Source organism: Niveispirillum sp. (assembly GCF_052437035.1).
Lineage (GTDB): Bacteria > Pseudomonadota > Alphaproteobacteria > Azospirillales > Azospirillaceae > Niveispirillum.
On the sequence record NZ_JBQVOH010000016.1, the window covers coordinates 26,989 to 51,379 of the forward strand.

Sequence of the window (24,391 nt, forward strand, 5' to 3'; positions counted from 1 at the left end):
CAAACCGCCCAGCCGAGCACGGAATTCCCGATAGTCCCTTTTTTGGGAACCAGAAGGCTCGCTATGGCCCCCCGCGGGGGCCCGAAATCACTTCAGTGATCACTCAGTGAATGCCAAAGTGATCGATCATGATATATCTAACGCTTTGTTTTTGCTGTGTTTTATATCGAAGAGTGAAAAAAGTGATGCTCTTTCCGGAGAAAAGTCCCTTTACATATAACGTGATGATGAGAGCCCAATTTTATATCCATTGGATATACTTTTTTTCTTACGTGTAACTTTCTCAAAAAGGCATCACTTTTTTCACTTATAGATAAAAACCCTAGGTTTTCTGCGGGTTTCAGAGAATAATGGTTTATCACTTTGCCTTCACTGAGGCATCACTTACTTCACTTTTGTGATCCTCCGGGGGCCAGAGGCCCCAACAGACAACCCCCAGACGCCGCAAAGAGGCCCGCAGGGCCCAAAGTCTGCCCGCCGGGTTCCACCCCCGGACCCCGACAGACTTTCTCTTCCCTGCCCTTCAAACGCGCCGGCGCAGCCGGCGTCAGTCAGCCCCTCACCCGTCCCGCATCCAAAACCCCACCGCCCCATTCCGCCCAGGCGCTGGTGTCGGCACCATCTCCAAAGCAGCAACGCGGCAAACCCTGCCGCGTTGCTTCACGCCCGATCCAGCCTTTCACACCCGGCCAGCGATCAGCCGGCCCACCGTGGCAGTTTGCCCACCCTGGCTGCATAAGACCGCCGCAGCGTCGATCCCAGCTGCTGTGCCACATCTTGCTGCATCCTCCCCGCGAAGCTCTCGCCGCCGGGCAGCTGCAGCACGAAGGGCCGCCCGCCGCTGCTGCTGGCAGACATCTGCTGCGGCATCGCCAGCCGCGGCCCGGCCGCCACCAGCCCTCCGTCGGCAAAACCCTGGAGCATCGATAGCGCGTCCAGCCCGCGGCGGCGCAGCGCCTCCAGGAACGGCATGCCGAGCTGTCGTACGATCCGTGCCGGCAAGACATACTCGCCATTACTCAACCGCGCCAGGATGCTATCTGAGGTGCCGGAGCCAGGACCGGACACATAACCCCCAACCGCGCGCGAGACGATGGCCGACCCGGTCTGCGTGGCCTGCGTCTGCTGATCATCGCCGCCGATCCCCAGTGCCGCAGCGACAGAGGCTGCCGCCGCCTTTAGCCTGCTGACCAGCGCGTCAAATCGCGTGGCGATCGCCGCCGCTGCCAAGTCGAAGCCAGCGACCAGTCCATCCCAGGCCGCGCGCAGCAGGAACGCCAGCGGGTCAATCAAGATGAACTGGATCGCACGCAGGATGGCCGCGCTGGTCTCGATCATCAGGGCCAGGATGGCATCCGCCGTGATGCGCAGCACCGCGAGGATCGTGTCGCCGATCGCCTGCCAGTCCAGATCGTAGACCAGCAGCTGCACAAGATTGCGCCAGATAACAGCCGCCTCGGACGACAAGGACGCGAATGCCTTCACACCCCCCTCGACGATGAACCGCTGGATCTCGACATACATTTCCCCGATCGTGTCGAAGAATCCGCGGAAGAGTGCGCGGAAATCGATATCCCCCAGGCCCGCGAAAGCCGCCTGGGCGTTGCGGAAAAATCCGTTGATGCCAGCCACCAATGATACGTAGAGACTGTCAGCCCCAGATCTGATCTCATCCCAGAACGTCGAAATGACGGCCAGGCCCGCACCGATCGCCACCGCAACGGTCACTGGCCAACCCACAACGCCGGCCAGGGCCGCCGCAGCGATCCCGATGACCCGACCGATGCCGCCGATGCTGGCGATCAGACGGGTGAGTGGTGCCAGCACCGCTTGCGCAGACCCGCCGATAGAGGCGATGAGCGCACCGACGGGCGCCAGCACCCGCAGGGCAATACCGACTGTACTGAGGATCGCAGCGGACACCAGTTTCAATATGGCCACCAGTGCCAGCAGCTGGGTGTTGTTTTCAAGCCCCAGGGCACGCGCGATCAGACGGCCGAAATCAGCGGCAGCACCCAGGATTGAGCCAAACTGGCGGTCGATGAATGCAAAAACAGCCGAAAGATCGGCGCCGATTTTGGCCGCAGTGGTCGCCACGCGGCTCAGTGTAGATGCCAGCAGACGCGCAGCGACCGCGGTATCAACAGCGATGTCGTAGACGGCACGGATGCGTTGGTCGGCGATGTCATCACGCCGCCCGGAAAGGGCGGCCGTGATATCCTGTCCGACGACAGCGAGAAAATCCCGGAAGCGGTTGTATTCAGCGATCGTATCGTTGATCCAGCTGAAGTGCAGCGCCCGCTGTCCCTGGGCGATCCTGGTCAAATCGGCAAACAGCAGCGCTGCAGCATCAACACCGCGGACCAGGAACGCGTCGATGGCATCACGGTTGCGGACCGCGATATCGGCAATGGTGTTGAGCCACGATCCGAAGCGTACCGTCGTCAACTCCAGCAGCCGGGCGCGGACACCGCGCAGCACAGCACCGATCCGGAACAGACCGCGATCGAACTCCTCGGCCGCCTTGACCTGGCCACGATCGAACACGACGCCCAGACCATCAGCCTCAGCCCCGATCTCTCGGATCGCTTTGCTGCCGCGCTCCAGCAGCGGAATCAGTTTGGCGGCATCATCCTCGCCTGTGATCCGCTGCAAAAGAAAGGTTCGGCGGGGGCCATTTTCGAGGCGTGAGAGGCTGTCGGCGACATCCAGGATCACATCTTCTGCTGACCGCAGCTTGCCGGCAGCGTCGAGGACTGAGACGCCCAGGGTTCTGAAGGACAGAGCCTGATCAGACTCCGCATTGCGCGATGCTTCGACAAGCGCATCCTGCAATCCGGCGATCGCGCCCCGCACATCCTCGAGCTCGACACCAGACAAACGTGCGGCGAAAGCAAATCTCTGGAAGCTTTCGGCGGAGTTGAAGCCGGCGCCTCGGCTTGCCCGCTCGACCGCCAGGATATCGTCGCGGGCGGCCGAGAGAGCGACGCTGGTTGCAGCCGCCGCCGCCGTCACGCTGACCAGGCCCGTCGTCACGCCGGTGGTGCCGATGGAGATTGCCCGCCCACCGATAGCCCGCGCGGCGCCGGCCAGCGTGCGCAGAGCGGCTGTCGTGCGATCGGCTGACTGGCGGGCGGATTCCAGCGGTGCTGAGACCGATCGACCGAGGCCGCGCAGAGAGGCCGCGACGCCCGTCAGAGCGCGGCGGACGGCTTCCGCCCCCGTAGCGGAGAGTTGAATCTCAAGTCCTGCGGTCTCAGTCATGGCGGTTACTCTTCCAGTTGCTTGACAGCTTTTTCGAATTCCTTGCCGTCAGCGTGCATTGCGATGCGGATACCGATGATCTGCGCCTGGCAATCTTTGTTTTTGTTGGCCGCTGCGGCTTCGGCCAGCGCCATGAGCTGTCTGGGCGAGTAGGACAGGACGGTATCCAGATCATCACCGGACGCCGCTCGGACGATCGTCACGGCGTCCAGCAGGGTCTCTGTCAGCCGCCGGCGTTGGCGATTGCGGCGTTGGCGGACAGGGCGCCGCCCATTCCCCCCATCCGCTGGAGAAAATTTGAGAAAGAGATCCTGATGATCTCCTGGGCCAGCTGCAGGGCGATATCGGGATCCAGTTCCAGGGCCGCAGCTTCGGCGGCCGGGCGGCCGGCGGCGTCGGATGTGCCAGCCGCGACGACCGAGGCAACAGCCGCGGGAGCGCTGCGCAGGACAGTGGACCAGTCGATTGCGGCGTCTTCGGTGCCGCGGACGACCAGGTCCTCGACGATTTTCAACAGATCCGGGTAGCGCGCGAAAAGGTCGGCGACGGCACCGGTGGACAGTGCCCGCACCTCGACCCGCAGGGTCTCACCGGATCCCGTCTCCACGATGACATGAGACTTGCGCGGCATAATGTCGAAGATGGTTGCCATTTGATGGTGTCCTCTTGCTGCTGGCAGGCAGGGTGATGACCCCGGCGCCAGGGCCGGGGCCACGCTGGGAAAGGCTTAAGCGATGGTCTGTTCGTAGCCGATGGCAAAGCCGGCAGGCTGACCCGCGATGGGAAATGCAGTGCCGGTGAGCTCGATCGAGGAGCGGTCGGTATCGGACAAGAACGCGCGGGCGCCGGCGGGCGTCAGCTGCACGTCGTGCAGCATCAACAGCGCCTTGGGGCCCTTGCTGTTGGTGCCGACGAACATCAGTGTCCCGCGCAGCCCGGTGCCGCTGGCCACGCCAGACTGGTGCCCGCTCGTCACAGCCGCGGCATCATAGGTCGCCGATGTCGTCCCGCCGGGGACATCAATCAGAAACTCAATCGTGCCGGTCGGGCCATTGACGCGGTAATCATCGCCCGCATCCATGCCGGTGATCACCACATTGGAAATGGCCAGGTGCGGGGTCTTGACGATGCCGCCGGCTTTGACGCCAGTGATATCGATCGTCTGGGCCGTGGTGGCGGTCTGCGTCATCGTGCTGTCTTCGCCCAGGACGGACAGGGCGCGGATCAGGCCAGACATCTGGAGCAGCGTCATGCTGACGGTAGCCGAGGTCTGGGTGATGATCGTGTCCACCAGCGTGCGAGTGCCATACTCATTGGAGTAACGCTCATCGCGCTCGACAGCGACCTCGAGCGAGAAATTGTCGGCGTCACCCAGCAGCGCAAAGGACTTCGCCCCGGCCTTTCGGAACAGGATCTGACCCTTCGGGATCGAGTAGAGATCAGAACTCAGCGGCGAGAAAACGGCGGTCATGGTAGGACTCCATCAGACAATAGTGGTATCGGGGTCGCCCTCGCGGGTTTCAACAAGGACAGACCATGTCATCGCAACAGTGTGCAGCGTCTTGTCGCCGCCGGGTGTCGCCTGAATATCGACGCTGGTCAGGCGGGTATTGATCGACAGGCCGCCCAAACTGTAATCAGCGAAAATCTTGCGCTCGATTGTCTCGCAGATCCCATGGATAGCATCGAGACCAGCCTCGCCGGCGCCGAAGACGACGATCTGGAGATCGATGTCCCGGCGCTGCGGGCGCGGCTGCTGCATCCGCTCGATTTGCTGGGCGACGCGCTCACCGGTGAGATAGACGACGACGGCCGGCAGATCGGCGTTTTCGAATGCGTCAACGCGGTGGACATGCACTGACAGCGCCGGCAGACCAGCACGCAGGATGGACACGATGGCGTCCCGTACCTGTAGGCGGATATGTGGCATCTGTCGATCACCGGCGGTCGCTATTTCTGACATCAGAGTAGCGTAGCGGTGGATCTCGGGGCAAATTTTAGGCCCGGGATAGGGCGCAGACGATCAGGCCGGATCCATCTGGATCGCTGGATCGGATCATGTATGTCGTGCCGTCGGGGGATGTCAGCCGGTGACCGTTGCGCAGGCCGGGGACTGCGGACATCTCGAGGGCTGCGGTCGGTACAGTCGTCTCGTACTCGGCCCCCTCGGTACCGGCGACAATTGTCGTCCCCCGCTCACGGTAGATGACCCGGACCTGGATGCCGGGGTCGGACGGCGCAGCGCGGTAGGTCCAGAGGGCCGGATCGCTGAATGTGGATGTCATGAGGGAGGAGAGCCCTGCAAAGATCGACGCGACCATATTACGGCTCCTCACATCCGGGGGGACGGACCGCCGCCAGGACCGCGGGACGCCAGGGCGGCGAGGACGCTGTCGATGCGCTGGGTCAAACCGCCGAAACCGGCACGGAGTTCAGCGCCGAGATCAGAGATTCGGGTTTCCATGCGCTCGCGGTCAGCGACATATTCGGCGCGTCGCAGGTAGTCGTCGCGGATATCGTCGAGGCGGCTGAATATTTCGTCCCTGTCGCGATCGATGCGCGAGACAATTTCGACGCGGGTTTTGTCGATCCTCTTGGACAAGAAAGAATAGACACCCCAGGCAATGCCGGCTGTTGACAGGGCGGCACCGACGATTTTCAAGAGCAGGTTGATTTCATCCATCTTTGCACCGATAAGTCTGTCTGACTGCCCCAGCGAGCATGTCGATATCATGAGGCCGACATTATCATGGTGCGGGAAGTAGGCGCAAATTGGTGGAGGATGGCCATAGAGAGGGCGGCTGAACAGCCCCAGCTGATACGGACGACCGTGCGCCGCAAGTGTCAAACCTAGCGTAATTGCCTTGAGATTACACCTTACGTGTTCCACAATAGTGCCCATTATGTTGATCACTTCCGCTGCTTTGTGTTAAAGCCCATGCGGATTGGTTGGGCGCTCTCCTAGAGCCTACAATGACGTAAAAAATGGAGCTTGAAATGTTGTGCAAGTCCAATCTCCCCCAGAATTACATGCCATCAAGTAAGTATGATTTTAATAAGACTTATTCAAAAGGTGCCGATCTGAGTATATTTTTTATCGCACTATTTATTATTTCTTCGTTATCATCAATGGGTATTTTCTTCGAAGCTAAAGCGAGTACAACTATCGGAAATAAGGATACATTAAAAATAAAAGACCAAACAACTACACAAAAATTTGATGTCCTTAGTAAATTATATTTGGGTATGGAAGAGGAAAAAGCAGAGAGTTTCCTGTCATCATGTGCTGATTGTATAAAATCCAAGAGAATTGGAATGGGGATTTATACAACGTTAAGTCCAAGGGGATCTATAGGGGAAAAATCAGCGCTACTGACCATTAAGTTTAGCGAAAACAGAGCTTCCTCGATGGATCTGCTTTCGTCATTTGTGGATCCAAGTTCCTCCGAAAATCATTTCAATCGAGTATTGAATTCCATAACGGGATCAGGAAGTTGGATGACTTACTACCCCAACATTTACTCAATTTGCCGTATCAGTCCTAATACAAACAGCATTTACATGAAAGTTTGCAAAATGACGATGGGGCTCAACCCTGCTGTTCCGGCTGTTTCTGTCGAGCAAAAGTTTTTGGATCCACTTGAGAAATCTGTTGAAGCAATAGGCACAGAGGTTTTGTTTACGAAAGGCTCTAACAGAATGCAAATTGAAGCAAAGATGATGCAAATTTGCAAAATTATGAATGATTGCAGACTCAAAATTACTGATGATAAAACGATTACATTAATGGCTGCACCCCAAGGCTTAGATGGATACGGATTGCTGTTTAATTTCTCCAATCACTCTCCGAAAGATCAAGTTATGATTAAGTTTTCTGAAAGTCGCTCATTTAGATCGAAAGCTGAAATGGATTCTCATTTTGCAGCATTCGCTCGATGGCCAAAAACCGTAGATTTTAGCAACAATGAAATGGAAATGGTTTGCGTTGAAAATATAACTAGCGTTGGAAATAATAAAGTTTGCAAGACAATCAGTCCCTCCACCTCGGGCGGACAAAATTATAAATATGAAGTTTTGAGTTCATTAGAGTAAAGTTCACATGGATTGTTTCTCGTAGATTAATGATTAGTAATCTATGTGAAGTTCAGCTATGTAACTGCTATCGGCACAAAACTTAGCCCGCAAACACCATCCTACAACAGCAGTAGAGGAACATAGAATGTCGATTAAAAGAATCAGCAAGGTGATTAGTTATCCTGGTGTCTTCTGGTTAGTCTCCATCTTGATGTTTTTTGCTATTGTGGTTTTCATCAGTTATATTTTTGACGCAGGAATCAGCACAGCGCAAGACAAGTGGTCATTTGTGAGCGACAGATTCTCGCTTATACTGGGCGTACCGGCAACATTGGTGCTTGGCATTGCTGCGGTTTACCTTGGGCGTCAAGCGACCGTAGCCGGCGAGGCGCAGGCTTCTGTCGCTACAGCTGAGCTACTCTTGCGGGTCGGGGACGGTGTGATCGAGCCAATCAGCGCTGCGGATCGCTCACTCCGGCAGTCCATCAGCTCAATCCTCGATCTTGTTGCGACAGCAGATAACGTATTGACCTCCAATGTACATAAATTCAAAACAAGAAAAGTAATTGTGGAATACGAAGAGGAGATGCTGGATGATTTTGGCCAACCCGTTGAGGAATATACGCATGAGTTGATAGATTTCCGTTCAGAAGTCGTCGACCTGCTTTTGCCAATTTGCACTGAGAAGTTTGGAACAATCAAGTCTGAACTACAGGAGTTCTGCGGCAGCTTCGCTCGATTAGACAGCAAGCAATCGTATGGCCTCTGGCTAAAGGATGTCGCCCGGTCCAATGGCAAGGGTCATAACAAGTTTGGGGCGCCCTTAATCTCGAGTGAAATGGATAGGTATTTTAGCTCAACCCTAGAGAAGATGGCTGACGGCGTATTAAGGGAAGCCTTTCTCCGTGACGGGGGACGAAAGCCAATAGCCAATGTAAACTCCGGCTATCTCCAGAGAAACTGTGAGCTTGGGCCATCTGCTATTGCAGCTCTTTTCTCGAATTTAATAGAGAGAATGACTATTTCAGATCTGCTTGAGGCGGTTATTGACGTTTGCTATGGGAATTGGAACAAGCACTTTTCAGCTTTGGTCTATGACCCCAGAGGAATTGACTTGGATCCAGAGACAGAAGAGATACCTCATCCACCCGCAATCGACATAAAGCAATGCTTGGATATTATTGGTCTTTCCATGAAATGTGTTGTCTGTATGCCAAATGATGATGGAAGGTTTGGAGAAATATGGAGAATCAACTATGGCGCTTCTATTCTTCTGGACGTGTTACGCATCGCCAGCGATAAGAGCTTTATATCAGAATATTGCAAGGAGCTTATCAAGACCGTAGCGCCGAGCGCGTCAATCGATGACAGCTCATTGAACAAGCATATTAATATGATGCATCTGGTCCACTATATTAGACCTCAGCACCAAGATGAGAAAGTCTGGTCTGACATCCTGGCTTCAGCTCCGTCGCAGTTCCTGTCTGTTTGGAAGTACAAGTCGTGACGAGCTGGCCATAACGGCATTGCATATTCAAATATGAATGGCCGTGATCATAGATGGTCACGGCCATTCATCTGAGCGCAATCAATTCAATATTTTACTGTGCGATGGTTACGCGAATATTGTAGAAGATGTCCTGGCGGCAGGCCACTGTGGTCATGCGCCGGTCGGAGATGCCGGATAAAACTCAACCTGATTGGAGGAGATACTGAGGGCGTTAGTCCGTCAGATCGTGGTCGACGTACGGAACCGGTCCCAGTCGATGACAAGCTGAAGGTGACCGCTGATGGCTGGCAATTGGCAATGCTCGCTGTATCAGCGCCAGACGCAAAAACGGAGGTTTCTCGTTACGAAGCAGCTCTTCGCGAGGCCGCGGCTTAATGCGACTTTCTCAACATGATCAATTTTCGATCGAACTGGAGCATCATTTCCGTTTCGGCAGCGGTCCTGACCGTGCCATTCTGCCTTACTCAACATTAGAATGAGGAATGTAATGCCATCAGTCAGTTTCCAGCAATGCGCCGAAAATTACCTGCGGGGACGATGGGTAGGCGTTGAAAAGCGCTTCATCGAGAGTATGGCTTATATTACCCCAACTTTGCTTGATGATATCGCCGCCAGTTTCATCATTTCCCGGCAGTTTCCGCGGCGCTCCAATGTTCGATCGTTTGATTTCGAACCTGTCGTGCTGCCCCTCAAGGAAGCACTAGATGGTATAGACTGCCATAATCTCGTCGATCGGGTCGAGGTTATGGCTGACAGACTATGCGCGGTCCCTGGGCTGGTGAAGCGCAATGCTGCAGGAAAACCTGATCGTCCGATCAGTGCTTGCTCAAAATTTATTTGGTGCGGACGTCCAGATATCGGAGTGATATATGATAGGCGGGCCAGGGTTTACTTGCGCGAACTCGGACATGCATCTCCTGATGGTGATTACAGCGCGTATGTCAGGGCCTTCAGGTCGGAGCTGTCGAGGCTTGACAACGAAATTTACCCGGTTGCCGCATCGTATAGTTCTGTCCTAACCATTTCTTCTGGGCAGCTTATCGCTATGGAGTGGTTCCCAGCTAAGCTCTTGGATCTGTGGCTGTATTCGAACGGCACGAGATAATGAACCGCTCGGTTCAGAATTCGTCGTAACCGGTTAGCCGCTCAGTGTATTTTCTATACTACCCCCACGGCGTAAATCAACCCTTTGCTGCTTCCTGGTCTTGTAGCTGGAAAATTCTATGAAGAAAATCAGATCATTGTTGTTGCTCCTGCCGCTGTCATTCGTAGCCGCCTCCACGTTGCCAGGGTGCGGTGATAACGGAGAGATGAAAAGGCGATTCGATGAGGACGTAATTGAGATCAGTAATAGGCCTATAGAGAAAATTGCTGGAAGCACATACACAGCAATACGTAGAGTGTTGTATTCAAGAGGCGTCCGTGAGTGCGCCACGATTTACGGCGTAGATACATCACAGAGCGGCAGGGAGTGGCTGGTATTCTGCGCCATGGATCCACCTGAAGAAATGACAAACGACTTTACGCATTATTTATGGAGAGTTTATACAGTGTGGCCAACACTGGGTGATGTATACAGTGGAAACTATACGCACCACTGCAAAATTATTGCATCCGATGCTTTAGAAGAATGTCCATTTGCAAGACAAGAAGTGAAATGATACTTCTTGTCTTGCTTTATTTTTTTATGAAGACTGCGCGATAGTTAAGTGAATGTTGCGACCGATATCCTGACGGAAGACGGTAGTGATTGTCCGCCAGCCGCCAGCCGGGATCTGCACCGACTGCCCCTGAGAGAGGCCGATAAACTGGTCAGTGGGATTGGTCGGGTAAAGCTCCACCTGATTGGCGGAGGTATTGAGGTAGGTCGTTGGGCCGATGGCAGCCGACGCACGGACACCCTGCCCGGTCGCAGACGAGCTGATGATCACGGCCGATGGCAGCCCATTGGATCCGTGCATAGCCGCACTCACTGCGTCAGAGCCTGACGCATTGGCCGTGTAGCTCGCTGGCGTCACGGCGATCGGCTGCCAGCTGGTGCCGCTGAAAGCATTCCAGCCGCCGGCTGCCTGCGCTCCAGAGGCTGCCACCTGCACGATGTATCCTGCCCCAGCAGCAGGCGCGGCGCTGGCGTCCCAGTCGATGACCCAAGCCGAGCCGGTATACTGGATGACATCGCCGACCGCGACGCCAGGGATCGAGCCCCAGGCACCGGCCGGCGTCCCGACGAAGCCAACAGCATAGCGATCGCCAGCCGTGGCCGCGCCGAGAGGGGCAACACCGGGCTGCTCGAACTGCAAGAATGCGATGCGCAAGACCGGGCGCAGAACCTTATATGCTGCCAGTACGGCATCGGGGTTGGTCCGCACATTGGCTCCCCCCTGAACGGCCGGCAGCATCTCCTTTCCACCGATTGCCGATCCAGCGGTCATTTCGGAAATCTTCTGACTCATGATTGGTCACTCCAGTATGATGGTTACGCCGGCCTCGGTCAGGAACGGCAGGTCGGTTTCAGTCAGGATCGAGTCCTCAACAGGCGGCGGATCGGCCGGATCGGAGATCTCCAGGACGATGGCCTGGCCATTCTCCAAAAGGATCAGTTCGCCGGTTTCCAGCAGGATGGCCGCAACGGGATCCGGATCCGGCGGGGTGGCCCCGTCGGCGATTGCCCGGAGCGCGAATAGTGTGCCTGGTCGGAGGATCATCGGACGGTCCTACTGTAGTATGAGCTGGATGCACAAAACCCCCGACAGGCATGGCCCGCCGGGGGTTTGGGCCGGAACGGCGATGAAGGGGGTGGACCGGGGATTAGGTCCGCTTGCCCTTGATCAGCACGCGGGGACGCGTGCAGAGGCAGAGCGGGTTGGACTGCACTTCCAGGGTCGCTGACCGGATGGTCTGCAGCTCGGGCGGCATGGCGGCGTAGCGCGGCAGGCCCAGGGTGTTGGCCGTCTCGAGGTAGTCCGCCGGGGCGAAGGTAACGGTGAACAGGTCAGGGATGCCCGACGGGAAGAACTGGACCTTCTGGTCTCCGATGCCGCTGGAGCCGTCATCCATGCCCTGGTAGTCGTGCCACAGCACGCCGGCATAGGGGAAAACGCCGTGGGTGAAATCTTCACGCAGGGCGGCGCCTTCCTGATAGCGGTCGTAGGCGGCTTTGACCTCGTGGTGGTTGATCAGCGCATCGAAGAAATCGGCGTCGCAGAAGGCTTCGATGTTGAATGGCAGGCTGCCCTGGACACCCAGCTCGCTCTTCATCAGGCGGCGGATGGCAGCGGTGTTCGACCTGATGCCAGCGGCAGCGGCATCGAGATTGAAGTCAACCTCGGTGTGCTGCGTGACCTGGAACTCGTTGAAAAGATTGTAGATTACCGACCCATCAGCATCCAGCAGCAGGCCGCTGACGGCGCCCAGCATGTGATGTTCCGTGGTGGCGTCCAGATCGCTCAGCGCCTCGTCCATCTTGCCGTTGATCACGGATTGGACAGTCTCCAGGCTGTTCTCACTGCCGAACTGGCGGACACCCTGGACCTCGTCGGCGCGCACGATGCGTTCCTGCTTCAAGTGCGGCACGATGAACGAGCGAGCCTTGCGCTTGCTGTTGCCCTTGGTGGGCGCACGCTCGCCGCGGATTCCGGTCTGGATCAGACCCAGCTGTCCGTTCTTTTCCTCGACCACCACGGAGGTCGTGGCGACGGACTTGGGCGCAAACAGGCCCATCGTGCGCAGCTTGCTGGGCACATACGGGCGCTTGTTGACGGCGGCAGTCAGGCTCGTGGTCGAGAAAGCATCGCCGGTGAAGGGATTGATCATCGACATTTGTCGTATCCTCGTAGGCTGTTGGTCGTGATTTTCGACAATCTGTTGATGTCGATGCTTAGCGGGCGACGATCTGTTTCGTGCTGTTAAGGATGGCCAGGGCGGCGGCCTTCTCGCCGGCATCCACGCCGGCGTGCCAGACCAGATCCGACGCGCGGACCTCGGAGAGCCGAGCCGTCACCACCGCCGGGCCGTTGCCAGCCGCGGCATAAAGGATCGCGCCGGGCACATCGATCGCGGCCGTGGACGGATCATACTGCGTCCAGGTGCCAGCCGTGCCGCCGGACTCTACCTGGGCCAGGACCGTACCGGGGGCATAGGTTGCGCCGCCGGTCAGGCCGGATATGGTGACACGATCACGCGAGATGGCGCCGACCTCGGAGATCAGGTACTCGCCGGGATACAGGCCTTCGGAAAGGACGGGCATGCTGCGATACTCCACATGATAGCGCCAGATGAGGATCAGGCGATAGACGTCGTTACCGATATCCTACATGGGGCGCAGCAGGCAGCGCAAATTTCTGTGCTGAGATAGGTGATAAGACATAGCGGCCGCGAAAACCTAGGCTTGACGGACGCCTAAAGCCCGACCGCTTAACCGACCCACACTTCCGCCTTCGACCCAACTCGGGCCCTCAGCCGGCATCAAATCGGCCCTCGCCACCCCTTCGTTAAATGGACAGATGTCGATCGTCTGCCTTGAACTTCGGAACAAAATGTTGTTACGATTATAGGCGTTTCAAAAATCCATTGGAACGCTGCTGGGATCAAAAATCGTTACCATAGCCCTTTACAATGGCATCCTCCACTCAACTAAGACTAGAAGTCATGTGCCAGGAGAACAATTTTGAGCATCCAAGACTCCTCAAGCGAGATAAATCGTATCGCTGAAAAGATTATTACCCTGACCAAAGCTCATAAAGGTGATCCCAGTCCCTATCTTGTAAGTGCGCTTGGTATAGAGTTAGGGAGTGATCTGAAGACATTGAAGAACTTAACGCATAAAGGCCTTAATGACTTCATCCAGACGCACCTCTCGGATCGAGTCACGCTAATACGTTTGGGAGCTCACCGTAACGTTACTGCCGTGATTGACGCAGCTGATAATCCAGAGGGTTTCGCACAATTGCAGGGCCCTGATAGAGAACAGAATCCGCGTTTTCATTATCGCTTCTGGGCTGCATTCTCCGTACCGCCCAAGAATGAGGTACGCATTCTCAATCCTGACGATTTGACATTTTATGATGCACCTAAAGCTGATGTTCCTGCAGGGGCGCTCACTATTTCAACAGACCTCGTCGTTGCGATTAACGCCGAGCATCGCAATGAAAAGATCAAGGCCAGCATCGCGACCTGGTTGGCCGAAACCGGTCTACCTGAGGAAAGATTCAGGGTGGGCAAGCGTAATCAAGTACTTCCACCGAAAGGCTCGTTGCTGGAGGCAATGATAACAGCTCTCGATCATCGACAGTTACAGTCAACCAAACTTTCACTTGATGTTGTTTCAGTACTCCTTCGCACACCGCGCGGATAACTATCTAAAATGGTTACATACATTGTCATCGCAGGCCTTAGTGTTGACGGATTCGATGCTTTAACGGCAGAAAGTAAAGAACGCATTGCTCCATCGGGGAAGCTGTTTGCCTTTCCGGTTAAGCTGCCAGGCTACTCCAAAAATCACGCATTGAAATATCAAGAACAAATGCGAGACAAAATCTTGGAGCTGCCAGAAACTACCATGGTCTCGATTACTATAGCGTATGTCAATTATGGTGATCAAACAACTACAGCATTCGTAGATGCCTTTCGACCATTTGCATTGGTTCGCCCAATCAATCCATTTGTTAATGGTGTTGCAGGCACTCAAATATCCAAAGCAGCACGTAGGGAATATGGGAAGTATCTGGCGGACGAAGCACAGGAGTTGCGAGCGCGTGCGAAAGTTATTAGCGAGTTTACCCACATCCGCAATACTACGCCATATCTTCTGCCATACAAAAACTTCAAATCACGTCACCATTATGAAATGATAACCCGTCTATATAATCAACTTGGCACCCATGACAACGTTACTGAATTAATGAAAGCGGAAGCAAACCAGTTCAGTCAGCATCATCCACGGATCCCACCGCCGGGACAACGAGATACTTGTTTCTCAGATGGGCGTCTATATTTTCGGAGTCCAGGGCGTAACCGCCACGGTTATTTCCGCCATGAAGCCGGTGGAGACCACCATCCATCATGCTTATTGGCTGCGCGTAGCCGTTTAGGTGGAAGCTACTCTCATGATCTCCATTATGACTGCTTGCCGGTAAACCAGCTCGCCGACAGTTATCCAAACTGTCACGACACGCCGACAGCATCAAAAAAGAGCCACGTAAACATATGTCCGAATGATTACATCATCTGAAGTTTTGAGCCATCGGTGAGCATAAGGCTCACCGATGGCGATAATCTTCTTGCTTTTCGACCACGGACAATGCGCGTATTTGCGACCATTAGTCCTTCGTACCTACGGATCAGCACGGCCATTCTGAAGGCACCCTGCAGGGTGGAGTTCAAAATCTAACCGCGATGAACACGCTCGCCTTGGTCGCAAGCAACCAATTTGAGCTTCGAATGGCTTCCCAGATAGGCGCACGGCCTATTCAGTCCACACATACGGGTCGAGTTAATTATACCAGCGTCTCAGACAATTGCAATATCTGCATTGATGTAAGCAGCGACCGGCTCCCTTACTATCATTGTTCGCTCTTGCTCCGTCTCCGACGTGCGCGCCCCCTCTACCTGACCCGGCCGGCGAACCGGTCCATTGCGTCCGCCGCGTCGATCATCGGGGTGTTGCGCGGTGAGATGATAGAGCCCAACGCGCCGGCTGGGCTGAGCGCCGGATCGATCTGGAGGCGGGCATCCCCGGCAACCATCAGATCGAAGAGCCTGGCCCGTACCTGCTCTACGGTGAGCGAGCCGCTGGTCATCTCAGCCTCTGCTGCCGGGGTGAGCGAAGCGCCGATTTTACGGGCGCGATCGACCAGGCCCTTTGCGGCGCCTGCGAACTGCACGATATCCCGGACCTCCTCAACGGTGGCGCGGCGAGCGATCAGTTCGCTGGCGCGGCTGGCGATACCACCCTCGGCGCATATTCGCGCGATTTCCGCGGCCTGCGCCGCAGCGGCGGCTGCTGGATCAACATCAGCGGGTGGCGCTGCATCCGCCGGCGGGATGGTCGGCTGTGGATCTTCTGCACCAGGAGAGTCTACACCGCTGTTCTGAGTGCGGTTTTCCTGGGGCTGAGCATCCGCGTTGGGTGCCTCATCCGCCTCAACGGTCGTGGCAGCTCCCAAATCGACGGGTTCATTGGCTTCGGCCCAGCCTTCGGGGTCGGCTAGGGCCTTCAGGTTTTCCGGCAAGCGACCGAAGGTGCCAAGCCGGCGGAAGTTGGCGCTGGCGGACAGCTTCACAGCATCGGTGACGTGATCCGCGAAGCCCTTCGCCACGGCCTCGTCGCCTGCCATCCACGTCTCAGCATTCATCATCGCCGTCAGCTCGTCCCGGCCCAGGCCGGTCTTACGCTCGTAGGCTGTGACAATCGTCTGGCCGATCTGGTCCAGCAGATCCGCCATCGACCGCATTTCGTCAGCATCACCGACGCTCACGGACCAGGGATTGTGGATCATGACGAAGGCGTTGCTGCCGATATTGATCTCGTCGCCGGCCATGGCCACGACGCTGGCCATCGATGCGGCCAGGCCGTCGATATGCACGACGACGCGGGCAGGATGGGCAAGCAAGAGATTGTAAATCGCGGCGCCGTCGAAAACGTCGCCGCCCGGCGAGTTGATGCGCAGGTCGATCCGGTCCACGGCGCCGATGCTGCGCAAGTCGCGGATGAAGCTGCTGGCATTGATGCCCCAGTAGCCGATCTCATCGTAAATCGTAATTTCGACCGAGCTTTCGCCTTCGGACGGCGTGACCAGGCCGCCGATGCGGTACCAGGAGTTTTTCTTGGGAGCGGTGGCCATGATTAGCACTCCGTGACGGTGGCGAGGCCCGCGCCGGACGGCGACAGGATGGACACGCGGTCGCCCGGCTGGACGCGGAAATACTCGATTGCGCCAGCAGGCAGGATCAGATCGCCGGTGGTCGCGTCGGCATTGGGGCCGATAGCGACCCGAGCCAGGGTCGTCGTCGCGACACGCACCACGGACGTCAGCTCACCAACGACCGGCGAATGCACGGCAGCGCCGGAGCCGGTGGTCAGGGCTGTGGTCAGAGATGGGCGCAGCGCCGGGACCGTCTGGCCCGTGGCGCGCAGCGTCAGTTTTTCGCGGGCCATCTGGCTCATTGTCTGCACTCGCTATCGGTAGAGATCGACTTTCTCGACATTTTACATGCTGGGGCGATGGCGCGCAAATTCACGCCCGGGCCGCCAGCTTACCGGCGGGCCTGGGCTCTGGTCGGCGGGCCGGAAGCAGGCGGAGCGGCGGTGGATGAGGCATAGCGCAGCCCCATCCGCGCAGCCCGGTCGTTATCGCGCTGATGCTCACTGTCGACATCCTCGCTGTCATAGCCCGCTTCGGAAACCACCTCGCTGCGGCTCTTGAAGCCATTGCGCACGGCCAGCTCGTTTGCCTGGACCTCCTGGACAGGCTGCAAATAACCCCAGGACGGCGGGGTCCAGCGCACATCGTAAAGGTCCTCAACCTCAACGCCAGCAGGCAATGTGATGGCACCGGCCAGGATCGCGGTGTCGATCCAGCGTTCCCAGATCGGGACGCACATCTGCTGGACCATGAGAGTATGCTGGTAGGCCTCCAGCCCACGGCGATATTCGATCAGGATCTGGCGGAGGGTGCGGTCGGACAGGCCAGCGGTGGGCCCGACCAGGACCTCGTATGGCATGCCGACGCTGGCGCAGATCCAGCGGAATTGCCACGTCAAGAACGGGTCGTACGTGCCGCCGACCTCGGATGGCTGGGTCAGCTCTGGTTTTTCCCCGGGCTCCAGGACTTGCCAGGTGCCGGGCTGCAGGGTCAGCGAGCCAACGCCGGCATCATCGACCTCCTCCTCACCGAGGATAGAGGCGCCGTCCTCGGCCATGGGCGAGCGGGTGATCCAGCCGACGATGTTGGCGGAGATTTTCTTGCGGACGAGCTCAGCATCATCATACGCATCCAGCTCGCGCAGCTTGACCAGCGCGCGGGTCAGCAGCGGCTCGCCGCGCTCAAGCCCCGCCCGGAAATTCGGGTTGAGGGCGACATGGCAAACACTGTCGGCCGGCACCGGAACGGTTTCGATGGTCGAGCCTGCATCAGAGTCCCAGACGCCCATCCCCGTCTCGCCGGGATGGCGGCGCAGAAAATGGATGTAGACGCGGCGACCGATGGCATCGCGCTCGATACCAGCCATCAGGCGATTGCCAGGTACAGTGGGGACGATGGGATATGCCAGCGGGACCTGCTCGGCTTCAATTACTTCGAGCTGTAGCGGCACGGCCAGGCCGTCTTCGGCCCGGCGCGGTCGGAAGCGAATGAATGATTCACCGGCCGCAGCGGTGGCCCCTGCGACCAAGGACTGCATGCCATACAGATCCAGACGGCCGAACGCATCACACTGACGGCACCAGCGGGCCCAGAGGCGCTGGATCTGTCTCTTAAATTCGGGGTGCTCGGGCAGCTGGAGGAGCGGCTTGATGCCGGTGCCAACGACGTCCCGCGAAAACTTGCTGACAATGTCAGCCGCCCAGCCGTCTGAGCGGACAGCCTGGCGGGACCTGGCGCGCAGCGTGGCCAGATTGTTGACCAGAGATGCATTGGGACCTGTGGTTGGCGCGGACCAGTTGGCCGCCCGTCCGATGCCGGACGCGGCCTCATATTCAGCTCCGGACACCTGGGCTTTCACCGATGTGCTGCCGGCCCGGACGCGGATTCTCGGCTTCGGGATTGGCATATCAGAGTCCTTTGGACGTCGAGACGACGATGCGGCGGGTTTTGACCGCGCGACGGGGGTCGGTCAGGGCGCGGATCTGGGCATCGACATAAGCCAGGCGAGCGCGTAGCTGATCAGCAGTGTCGATGCGGACGCGCTGATCGCCGTAGGCGATCTCGGTGGCGCCCTTGAGCAGCATGCCCTCGATCTCGGCGCGCTGGCGGGTCAGATCGGTAATACGCCGATCGACTGCGGTAGACATATCCTACATCCTCGACGCAAAAAATCAGCGGTATCCCATCACGAATGTGCGGCGCTTGGGCTTCTGCGCACGCGCCGGTGGGGGACTGGGACGCTGAGGAGGACACGGGTCCGCGTCGCGTTCCCCCACCGGGGCATGATCTCGATCTCGGCTAGTAGCAGCAGCACCGGGGTCGAGATTGCGCGTGCTTGGAGGAGCACCATGAGATTGTACCTCTGCGGGAGCGGCGGCAGCAAATTTTTGCGGCCCGGCGGGTGGGGGCTGGAGCGACGGCGCGGATCTGGCTACGACGGCGTTGAGCTGCAGACCGCTGGCTTTGAGGCCGCACAGTGCCGCATAGGCATAGACCATGAGATCCCAGGCTTCGTTGCGCTTCTTTTCCGGGTTAACCCAGTAACGCCGGTATTCACCACGCTCGTAGCGCGTAACCAGCTTCTCTGCGGTTAGTTGATCGAAGAACTCGCGATCCAGGTTGCTCCCGAAACGGATGTAACCGGGTCCCGGCGTGGTGATCTTCAGCCGCGCATGTAGCTGATCTTTGGCGGCATTTGTTCCGACATAATAGAAAAGCTTGCCGGCTTTATTGTTTGAGACTTTCTTTGGCCAGACCGGATTCCTCGCGCCGTTGCGCTCGGCGGCGCCGCGGATGGCCCAGATGCGCCGGCGAACGCGAGCCTGACAAAAATCGTATACGCGCTGAGAATGGTGTCCGCCAGCGTCGATACAGGCAGCCTGGATCGAAAACTCACGCCCATCATGCCGGCGCCAGCGGCACAACAACAGCTCGTCCAGCTCATCCCAGACCGCCCCCTGCCCCGGATCACCGGGCAGGACGATGTGATCAACGATGGACGATGCCTCATCCATGCCATAGGACAAGATCAAGACCTCGAGACGATTGTCTTGAGTATCGACTGAGGCGACCAGGACGGCGCCATCATCAGGGATGATAGAGGCGTAGTTTTCGCGGCGAGACATCAGCTCTGTCTCGTCGATCTTAGCCCCGCGTTCTTCGTAATCTTCTGCCAGCTGCGTGTTGATGAAGAAGCGGAGTTTCTCGATGTCATTCTGCGCGTCCAGCCATTTGTAGACGATGTCAGATAGGGCCTGAGTACAAGAATATAGCTTACTGGCCCAGTACCCGGCGTGGCGATTGCTGACCCTCTCCTTGCCGCAATGCCGGCATGCCGCATACCCGACGAGATGCTCGGGCGCCCAACGCCAGACGCGCAAGCGCTGTGGATCCTGCTCCTCCCCGCAGCACTTAAAAATGCGGGTCTGGCGCCATTGGAGCGTCTGGCGGATGGCCTGGGTGCGCTCGCGATCGGTCCAGCCAACGCCGCAGGCCTCGCAGTAATAGCGGGCGGTGCCAGGGCTATGGTTGCCGTCATCGTCCTTGTCCCACTGGACCTGGCCCCACACCATGACCTGCTCATGCTGACAATGGGGGCACGACACATAGGGCCGGCGCTGATCAGAGTCAGCATAAGAGACGCTGATCTGTCCGTCTTTTGTGGTCGGCGAACAGACGCGGATGGAGAGCGAATTTGCGGTGTAGCTGGACATCCGCTCTTCGGCGAGCGAGATCGGATCTCCCTCTGGCGTGTCGACATATTTGTTGGTTTCGTCGAGGCCGACGACGCGGATGGAGATCATCGCCAGGTTGGTCGGCGATCCAGCGGATGAGATCGTCAAATCACCGCCGGGGAATTTTTTGTAGAGCTGCGTATTGTCCCCATCGCGGCCCTTTGCCTCTGAGACAAGGTCACGTAATACAGGGGTATGGCGGATCATTGGCGAGATTTTTTTCTTGGAAAACTTGAGAGCAGCGTCTTCCTTGGGCTGAATATACAGCATCGGACATGGGTCGAGGTGCGCAAAATACCCGAATACATTCTCGAGTAACGACGTTTTGAGGATCTGTGTGCATGCTTTTACTGTAATCGTCCGAACACCGGGCTCCGTGACTGCGCGCATCGGGCCGCGGGCGACTTCCTGCGTGCTGGTCCGCCAGGGGCCGGGCACAGCGTTGCCCTCTGGTCCCAAAACCCGGTACGTATCCGCCCATGCATCAACCGTCATGGATGGCGGCGGCATCAGAGCCGCACGGGACTCTAGCCGCATCATGCTACGCAGAGCGTCCATGGCCTCAGGTGCCGTGCTGCGGATCGCCATGATCAGTCCTCCTCCTCGCCAGGCTCGTCGGCGACAGCGTCATCCTGTTCGGCCGGCGCAGCGGCGGACCGGGCCAGACGGGCGTCGTAAGAGAGGACCGACAGGCATTCATCGATCTCTGCGCGGAGGATCCGGAAAATCTCGTCCTGCTCGGCACCGGCGAGGCGCGACGCCAGACGGGCCGGCAAAGCGCGGACACGGGCCCGGACGTCCGCATATTCATCGGTGACCGCCGACACGACATCGCCGAGCAATAAAGTTTCGCGTCGGACGCGCCCGAGGTTAAATTCGGCCAGCTCCGCCTCGGCGACGAGCTTGCGCCTGGCGGCCTCGTCTTTGGAGATCTCGCCGTCGGCGCCCCCACCGGCGGCACGCGCCTGATCCTCGCGCCAGGAGAAGACTGCTGCGATGTCGAGCTGCCAGCCTGACCCGTCGATGGCGTTATCAGGCTTCTGAACGACCGGCATCCCCTCACTGATCCAGCGCCGCACAATATTCCGGCTCTTGCCGAGCAGGGTCGCCAGCTGGCTGAGGCTGACGATACGGCTGGGGGCAGCCTGGGGCTGCTCCAGATCGTCCAGCATGTCCAGGGCGGCAGCCATATTGTCGTCGATCGCTGCATCATCGATCTCGACAGCAACAGCGTCGATGATGGGCCCGCCGGCGACATCCAGAGGGTCCAGGATCAGACCTGGCGGCGCTGCACTCTTGCGAGGGCGGCCTCGGCCGCGGCGTTCGATGGGCATATCTTGTGTCCTCTGGGGCCGTGTGATACCATGGGTGGTGTCCGACTGAAAAATATTGCAGCTGCACCCGGAACCGGGTTCCAGAATTACCCTCGTTTTACTTGTTTTACTGGGTCCCCGGCAGTATTCGATACTTGGTGCTTCATTTTCTATCCTTGAATACTTTGTCAATTGACCTTCTAAGTTCGCTTTGCATTATCTCATTGGCTTTCTCTACTGCGTCTTTTCTGAAGTTTAACTGGGGCTTGTGAGTTCTTTTACTGATAAAGGCAATGAGTAATCTTACACCAGGTCGACCCTTCCGCTTGCTGCCGGGCTTCGCAGGGCGGCCAGATACCAACCTTTGATAGACACCTGGCTGGCTGTTGCCATCCTTGTTGGTCAGTGAGCCTACGAAGGCGCCCGGCAGCCGAGAGGCCCGCGTAATAGATCTGCGGCCGAGATTGCCGGAGGCGTCAGTCTTTGCACGGACGGGGGCCAGGAGGCCCGGCTGGGCCTTCTCGCCGCCATCTTCCAGGCGCGAGAGATAGGCTGCCTGGATGGGCGCGGCGAAGACACGAGCGACCAGCGCTGTCTTTCGCGCGGCGGAGATCCGGTAGGCCCGACGCGTGAAAGCCGTAGGCCGATCGATGCGCTGATCGAGCATCGTCGTGACATGGTCCCGCACGGCCTGGGCGGTACGGGTCAGGGCGCGGGCGGTGGCAAAGGGCATGTCCTGCGCGGATCCGCGCAGCAGGCTCACCAGCCTAGATACATCCCACTTCGCCGCTAACACGAAAACGCCTCCCTCTGTAGGTCGCCATATCATACAGCGCAAACAGAGAGAGGCGCAAAAAGTGGCAGGAAACGGTCAGCCCATGTTAGCGCATGGCCGAGATCACGAGATCGCGCTTAAACTGCAAAGTGCGGATTTCCTGGTCGATGGTGAGGATAACGTCTCGGCCGGCGGCCTCCAGGGCATCGCCCGGCTCCATCCTGTCTTTGCCGCGACGGGTCAAAAATCGCTGGCGCACCTGATAGATCGGTGATGAGTAGTCCTCGGGCGCCATGGGCTGGTAGCCAAGTATCTTGCGCTTGTGGATATTCATGATGAGCTCCCGTGGGCCGTGTCAGAGACCAGATGGATCGGCAGCGTCTGCCTGAGGCGACTGAGCGCTGGGGATGATGTGGTGGTATTCGGCGCGCCAGGCATCCGCTCGGCGCTCGGCCATGGCAGAGATGGGGGTGTAACGCGAGGGGATGAGGATCGGCTTGCCGTCGCATTCTGCCTGGGCCCAGGCATGAACGCCGATATCCGGTGCCTCAGCGTGGAGCTCCTGGCGCAGAAGATGTACCGATGAGGCCACACGACCCAGGATATCAGCTGACGGCTGTGGCCGTTGATCGGGCCCGATCTGGAGGAGGTGCAGATGGTCTTTGTCCGTCGATGGCACGGCATCGTACCCCGCCTGGCGGAGCTCCGCGAGAGTGATGCGCTGCTGGAGGAGGCGCTCGCGCAACATGTGTGGGACGTAGCTCTCCCACGCGGCCCGGAAATCAGGTGGGGTCAGAAACCAGCGGGCCCAGTCGGGCGCCACCATGAAGCCCGAGCGGGGGCAGACGATCGGGGTCAGGTCGTACCCTGCCGCTTCGAGCAAGAAATCCTCAACTCCAGCGTGCTTATGATACAACCTATGGGCGTGTGACTCGATCTGGGCGGCAATGATCATCGCGGTGCTGTCCCCGCTTTGGGCTCCGGTCCGGCAAAAACGCGCCATTTCCTGGAGGTGCCAGGCGAGATGCCGGACCTCCTCGATATGGTGGGGTGGCAAGTGCAGATTGGCGTCCAGGGTCGGCCGATCTGGACCGGTCCCTGCGTCCTTGCTGACCAGGACAAGCTCACCATCGTCATCCAAATCGAGGAGTAGGCGGCGGCCAAGCAGCTCCTGCGTCAGTCTGCGCGCCATGGTAATGGCCTTTGGCGCATGCGTGAGGGGGAGGTAATAGTCGCGCAGCGCTCGCCGGTCGTCGCGATCGAGATCAGACAGGACGTAGTCCACGGCGACATCGGTAGGGCCAACGACATCCAGCGTGCGGCGGATGCCATCCCAGGCACCGGAAATTTTGACGCCGACCCCGTGGGCTTTGGCAAGGGCATAGAGCTGTCGATCGGCCTTTGATGGCCGCAGATCTGGGTGCTGGAGATAAAGGTCCAGCAAACTTATGACGAGCCGGCATTCCATCTCGCGCTGGCCGGGGCCCTCAGCTTCGCCGAAGAGGCGCCTGACCTCAACCAGATCGCGGATGATCTGCGTGCCGATGACTACGTCACTCGATCGGGCGGTGTAGACAGAGGACCAGGCATTGCCGGGGATCAGCGGTAGGGTCTCGCACCAGCGGCGCAGGTCGATCGTGGCCGGCAGAGGGTCCGGAGGGTTGCCATCGCACTCCCATATCCATGGCTTGCTCCGGCGATAGACGGCACCTGTTATGTGATCGTGGGTGCCATAAAAAGTCAGCTGGCCGGTCTGCCACTCAGCCGGTGGCTGCGGGGCTGCGGTCGGGGGCGGAGGTGTGAGGGGTGCATCATCGGGGCCGCCAGCGGGACGAGACCAGCATAAGGGCAGAACCATG

26 protein-coding genes are annotated in these 24,391 nt (G+C 58.1%); 6 read left to right on the forward strand and 20 right to left on the reverse strand.

Going from position 1 to position 24,391, the window contains the following annotated elements; translation table 11 throughout:
* Positions 1-696 precede the first annotated feature (696 nt).
* From ACT6Q8_RS24225 to ACT6Q8_RS24255, 7 genes are all read right to left on the reverse strand, one after another.
* The gene (locus ACT6Q8_RS24225; protein WP_444735108.1) at positions 697-3,264 is read right to left on the reverse strand and encodes a hypothetical protein; all 2,568 of its coding nucleotides are present in this window, start codon (positions 3,262-3,264) and stop codon (positions 697-699) included.
* A gap of 5 nt (positions 3,265-3,269) precedes the next feature.
* A complete protein-coding gene (locus ACT6Q8_RS24230) occupies positions 3,270-3,467 on the reverse strand; it encodes a hypothetical protein (RefSeq protein WP_444735107.1) in 198 nt (65 codons plus the stop codon).
* A gap of 20 nt (positions 3,468-3,487) precedes the next feature.
* Entirely contained in the window at positions 3,488-3,916 is a 429-nt protein-coding gene (locus ACT6Q8_RS24235) for a phage pre-tape measure protein (RefSeq protein WP_444735106.1), read from the reverse strand.
* A 75-nt stretch (positions 3,917-3,991) separates the two neighbouring features.
* The gene (locus ACT6Q8_RS24240; protein ID WP_444735105.1) at positions 3,992-4,735 is read right to left on the reverse strand and encodes a phage tail tube protein; all 744 of its coding nucleotides are present in this window, start codon (positions 4,733-4,735) and stop codon (positions 3,992-3,994) included.
* Between the two features lie 12 nt (positions 4,736-4,747).
* On the reverse strand, positions 4,748-5,158 hold the full coding sequence (locus ACT6Q8_RS24245) for a hypothetical protein (protein ID WP_444735104.1): 411 nt from the start codon (positions 5,156-5,158) through the stop codon (positions 4,748-4,750).
* Between the two features lie 103 nt (positions 5,159-5,261).
* Positions 5,262-5,585, reverse strand: a complete 324-nt coding sequence (locus ACT6Q8_RS24250; RefSeq protein ID WP_444735103.1) for a head-tail joining protein — start codon at positions 5,583-5,585, stop codon at positions 5,262-5,264.
* A gap of 11 nt (positions 5,586-5,596) precedes the next feature.
* On the reverse strand, positions 5,597-5,947 hold the full coding sequence (locus ACT6Q8_RS24255) for a hypothetical protein (protein WP_444735102.1): 351 nt from the start codon (positions 5,945-5,947) through the stop codon (positions 5,597-5,599).
* Positions 5,948-6,249: 302 nt separating this feature from the next.
* Here ACT6Q8_RS24255 and ACT6Q8_RS24260 point away from each other — a divergent pair, with 302 nt between their 5' ends.
* The 4 genes from ACT6Q8_RS24260 (at position 6,250) to ACT6Q8_RS24275 (ending at position 10,509) form a co-directional block, all read left to right on the forward strand.
* Positions 6,250-7,356: a hypothetical protein gene (locus tag ACT6Q8_RS24260; RefSeq protein WP_444735101.1), complete on the forward strand. Its 1,107-nt coding sequence runs from the start codon at positions 6,250-6,252 to the stop codon at positions 7,354-7,356.
* Positions 7,357-7,483: 127 nt separating this feature from the next.
* Positions 7,484-8,845 carry a hypothetical protein gene (locus tag ACT6Q8_RS24265; RefSeq protein ID WP_444735100.1) on the forward strand — a complete coding sequence of 454 codons (1,362 nt, stop codon included), beginning with the start codon at positions 7,484-7,486 and terminating at the stop codon, positions 8,843-8,845.
* Between the two features lie 490 nt (positions 8,846-9,335).
* On the forward strand, positions 9,336-9,953 hold the full coding sequence (locus ACT6Q8_RS24270) for a hypothetical protein (RefSeq protein ID WP_444735099.1): 618 nt from the start codon (positions 9,336-9,338) through the stop codon (positions 9,951-9,953).
* 118 nt (positions 9,954-10,071) lie between these two features.
* Entirely contained in the window at positions 10,072-10,509 is a 438-nt protein-coding gene (locus tag ACT6Q8_RS24275; protein WP_444735098.1) for a hypothetical protein, read from the forward strand.
* 24 nt (positions 10,510-10,533) lie between these two features.
* On the opposite strand, the gene ACT6Q8_RS24280 is transcribed toward ACT6Q8_RS24275, so the two are convergent.
* From ACT6Q8_RS24280 to ACT6Q8_RS24295, 4 genes are all read right to left on the reverse strand, one after another.
* A complete protein-coding gene (locus ACT6Q8_RS24280; RefSeq protein ID WP_444735097.1) occupies positions 10,534-11,301 on the reverse strand; it encodes a hypothetical protein in 768 nt (255 codons plus the stop codon).
* Positions 11,302-11,307: 6 nt separating this feature from the next.
* Positions 11,308-11,553 carry a hypothetical protein gene (locus ACT6Q8_RS24285; protein ID WP_444735096.1) on the reverse strand — a complete coding sequence of 82 codons (246 nt, stop codon included), beginning with the start codon at positions 11,551-11,553 and terminating at the stop codon, positions 11,308-11,310.
* Positions 11,554-11,656: 103 nt separating this feature from the next.
* Positions 11,657-12,667 (reverse strand): major capsid protein, encoded by a 1,011-nt coding sequence (locus tag ACT6Q8_RS24290; RefSeq protein ID WP_444735095.1) that lies wholly within the window; start codon positions 12,665-12,667, stop codon positions 11,657-11,659.
* A gap of 58 nt (positions 12,668-12,725) precedes the next feature.
* On the reverse strand, positions 12,726-13,094 hold the full coding sequence (locus ACT6Q8_RS24295; protein WP_444735094.1) for a head decoration protein: 369 nt from the start codon (positions 13,092-13,094) through the stop codon (positions 12,726-12,728).
* A gap of 420 nt (positions 13,095-13,514) precedes the next feature.
* Here ACT6Q8_RS24295 and ACT6Q8_RS24300 point away from each other — a divergent pair, with 420 nt between their 5' ends.
* Together ACT6Q8_RS24300 and ACT6Q8_RS24305 are read left to right on the forward strand one after the other, a co-directional pair.
* Positions 13,515-14,201 carry a hypothetical protein gene (locus tag ACT6Q8_RS24300; RefSeq protein WP_444735093.1) on the forward strand — a complete coding sequence of 229 codons (687 nt, stop codon included), beginning with the start codon at positions 13,515-13,517 and terminating at the stop codon, positions 14,199-14,201.
* Between the two features lie 9 nt (positions 14,202-14,210).
* Complete coding sequence (locus ACT6Q8_RS24305; protein ID WP_444735092.1) at positions 14,211-15,077, forward strand: hypothetical protein; 867 nt, start codon at positions 14,211-14,213, stop codon at positions 15,075-15,077.
* 373 nt (positions 15,078-15,450) lie between these two features.
* On the opposite strand, the gene ACT6Q8_RS24310 is transcribed toward ACT6Q8_RS24305, so the two are convergent.
* From ACT6Q8_RS24310 to ACT6Q8_RS24350, 9 genes are all read right to left on the reverse strand, one after another.
* Positions 15,451-16,689, reverse strand: a complete 1,239-nt coding sequence (locus ACT6Q8_RS24310) for a head maturation protease, ClpP-related (protein WP_444735091.1) — start codon at positions 16,687-16,689, stop codon at positions 15,451-15,453.
* 2 nt (positions 16,690-16,691) lie between these two features.
* A complete protein-coding gene (locus tag ACT6Q8_RS24315; protein WP_444735090.1) occupies positions 16,692-17,021 on the reverse strand; it encodes a hypothetical protein in 330 nt (109 codons plus the stop codon).
* Positions 17,022-17,101: 80 nt separating this feature from the next.
* Positions 17,102-18,616, reverse strand: a complete 1,515-nt coding sequence (locus ACT6Q8_RS24320; RefSeq protein ID WP_444735089.1) for a phage portal protein — start codon at positions 18,614-18,616, stop codon at positions 17,102-17,104.
* Between the two features lies 1 nt (position 18,617).
* Entirely contained in the window at positions 18,618-18,857 is a 240-nt protein-coding gene (locus tag ACT6Q8_RS24325) for a hypothetical protein (protein WP_444735088.1), read from the reverse strand.
* A 24-nt stretch (positions 18,858-18,881) separates the two neighbouring features.
* Entirely contained in the window at positions 18,882-21,032 is a 2,151-nt protein-coding gene (locus tag ACT6Q8_RS24330) for a phage terminase large subunit family protein (RefSeq protein ID WP_444735087.1), read from the reverse strand.
* Positions 21,033-21,034: 2 nt separating this feature from the next.
* Complete coding sequence (locus tag ACT6Q8_RS24335; protein WP_444735086.1) at positions 21,035-21,778, reverse strand: hypothetical protein; 744 nt, start codon at positions 21,776-21,778, stop codon at positions 21,035-21,037.
* A gap of 142 nt (positions 21,779-21,920) precedes the next feature.
* Entirely contained in the window at positions 21,921-22,520 is a 600-nt protein-coding gene (locus tag ACT6Q8_RS24340) for a hypothetical protein (protein ID WP_444735085.1), read from the reverse strand.
* 118 nt (positions 22,521-22,638) lie between these two features.
* Positions 22,639-22,866, reverse strand: a complete 228-nt coding sequence (locus ACT6Q8_RS24345; RefSeq protein WP_444735084.1) for a hypothetical protein — start codon at positions 22,864-22,866, stop codon at positions 22,639-22,641.
* A gap of 21 nt (positions 22,867-22,887) precedes the next feature.
* Positions 22,888-24,390: a hypothetical protein gene (locus tag ACT6Q8_RS24350; protein WP_444735083.1), complete on the reverse strand. Its 1,503-nt coding sequence runs from the start codon at positions 24,388-24,390 to the stop codon at positions 22,888-22,890.
* Position 24,391: the final 1 nt, after the last annotated feature.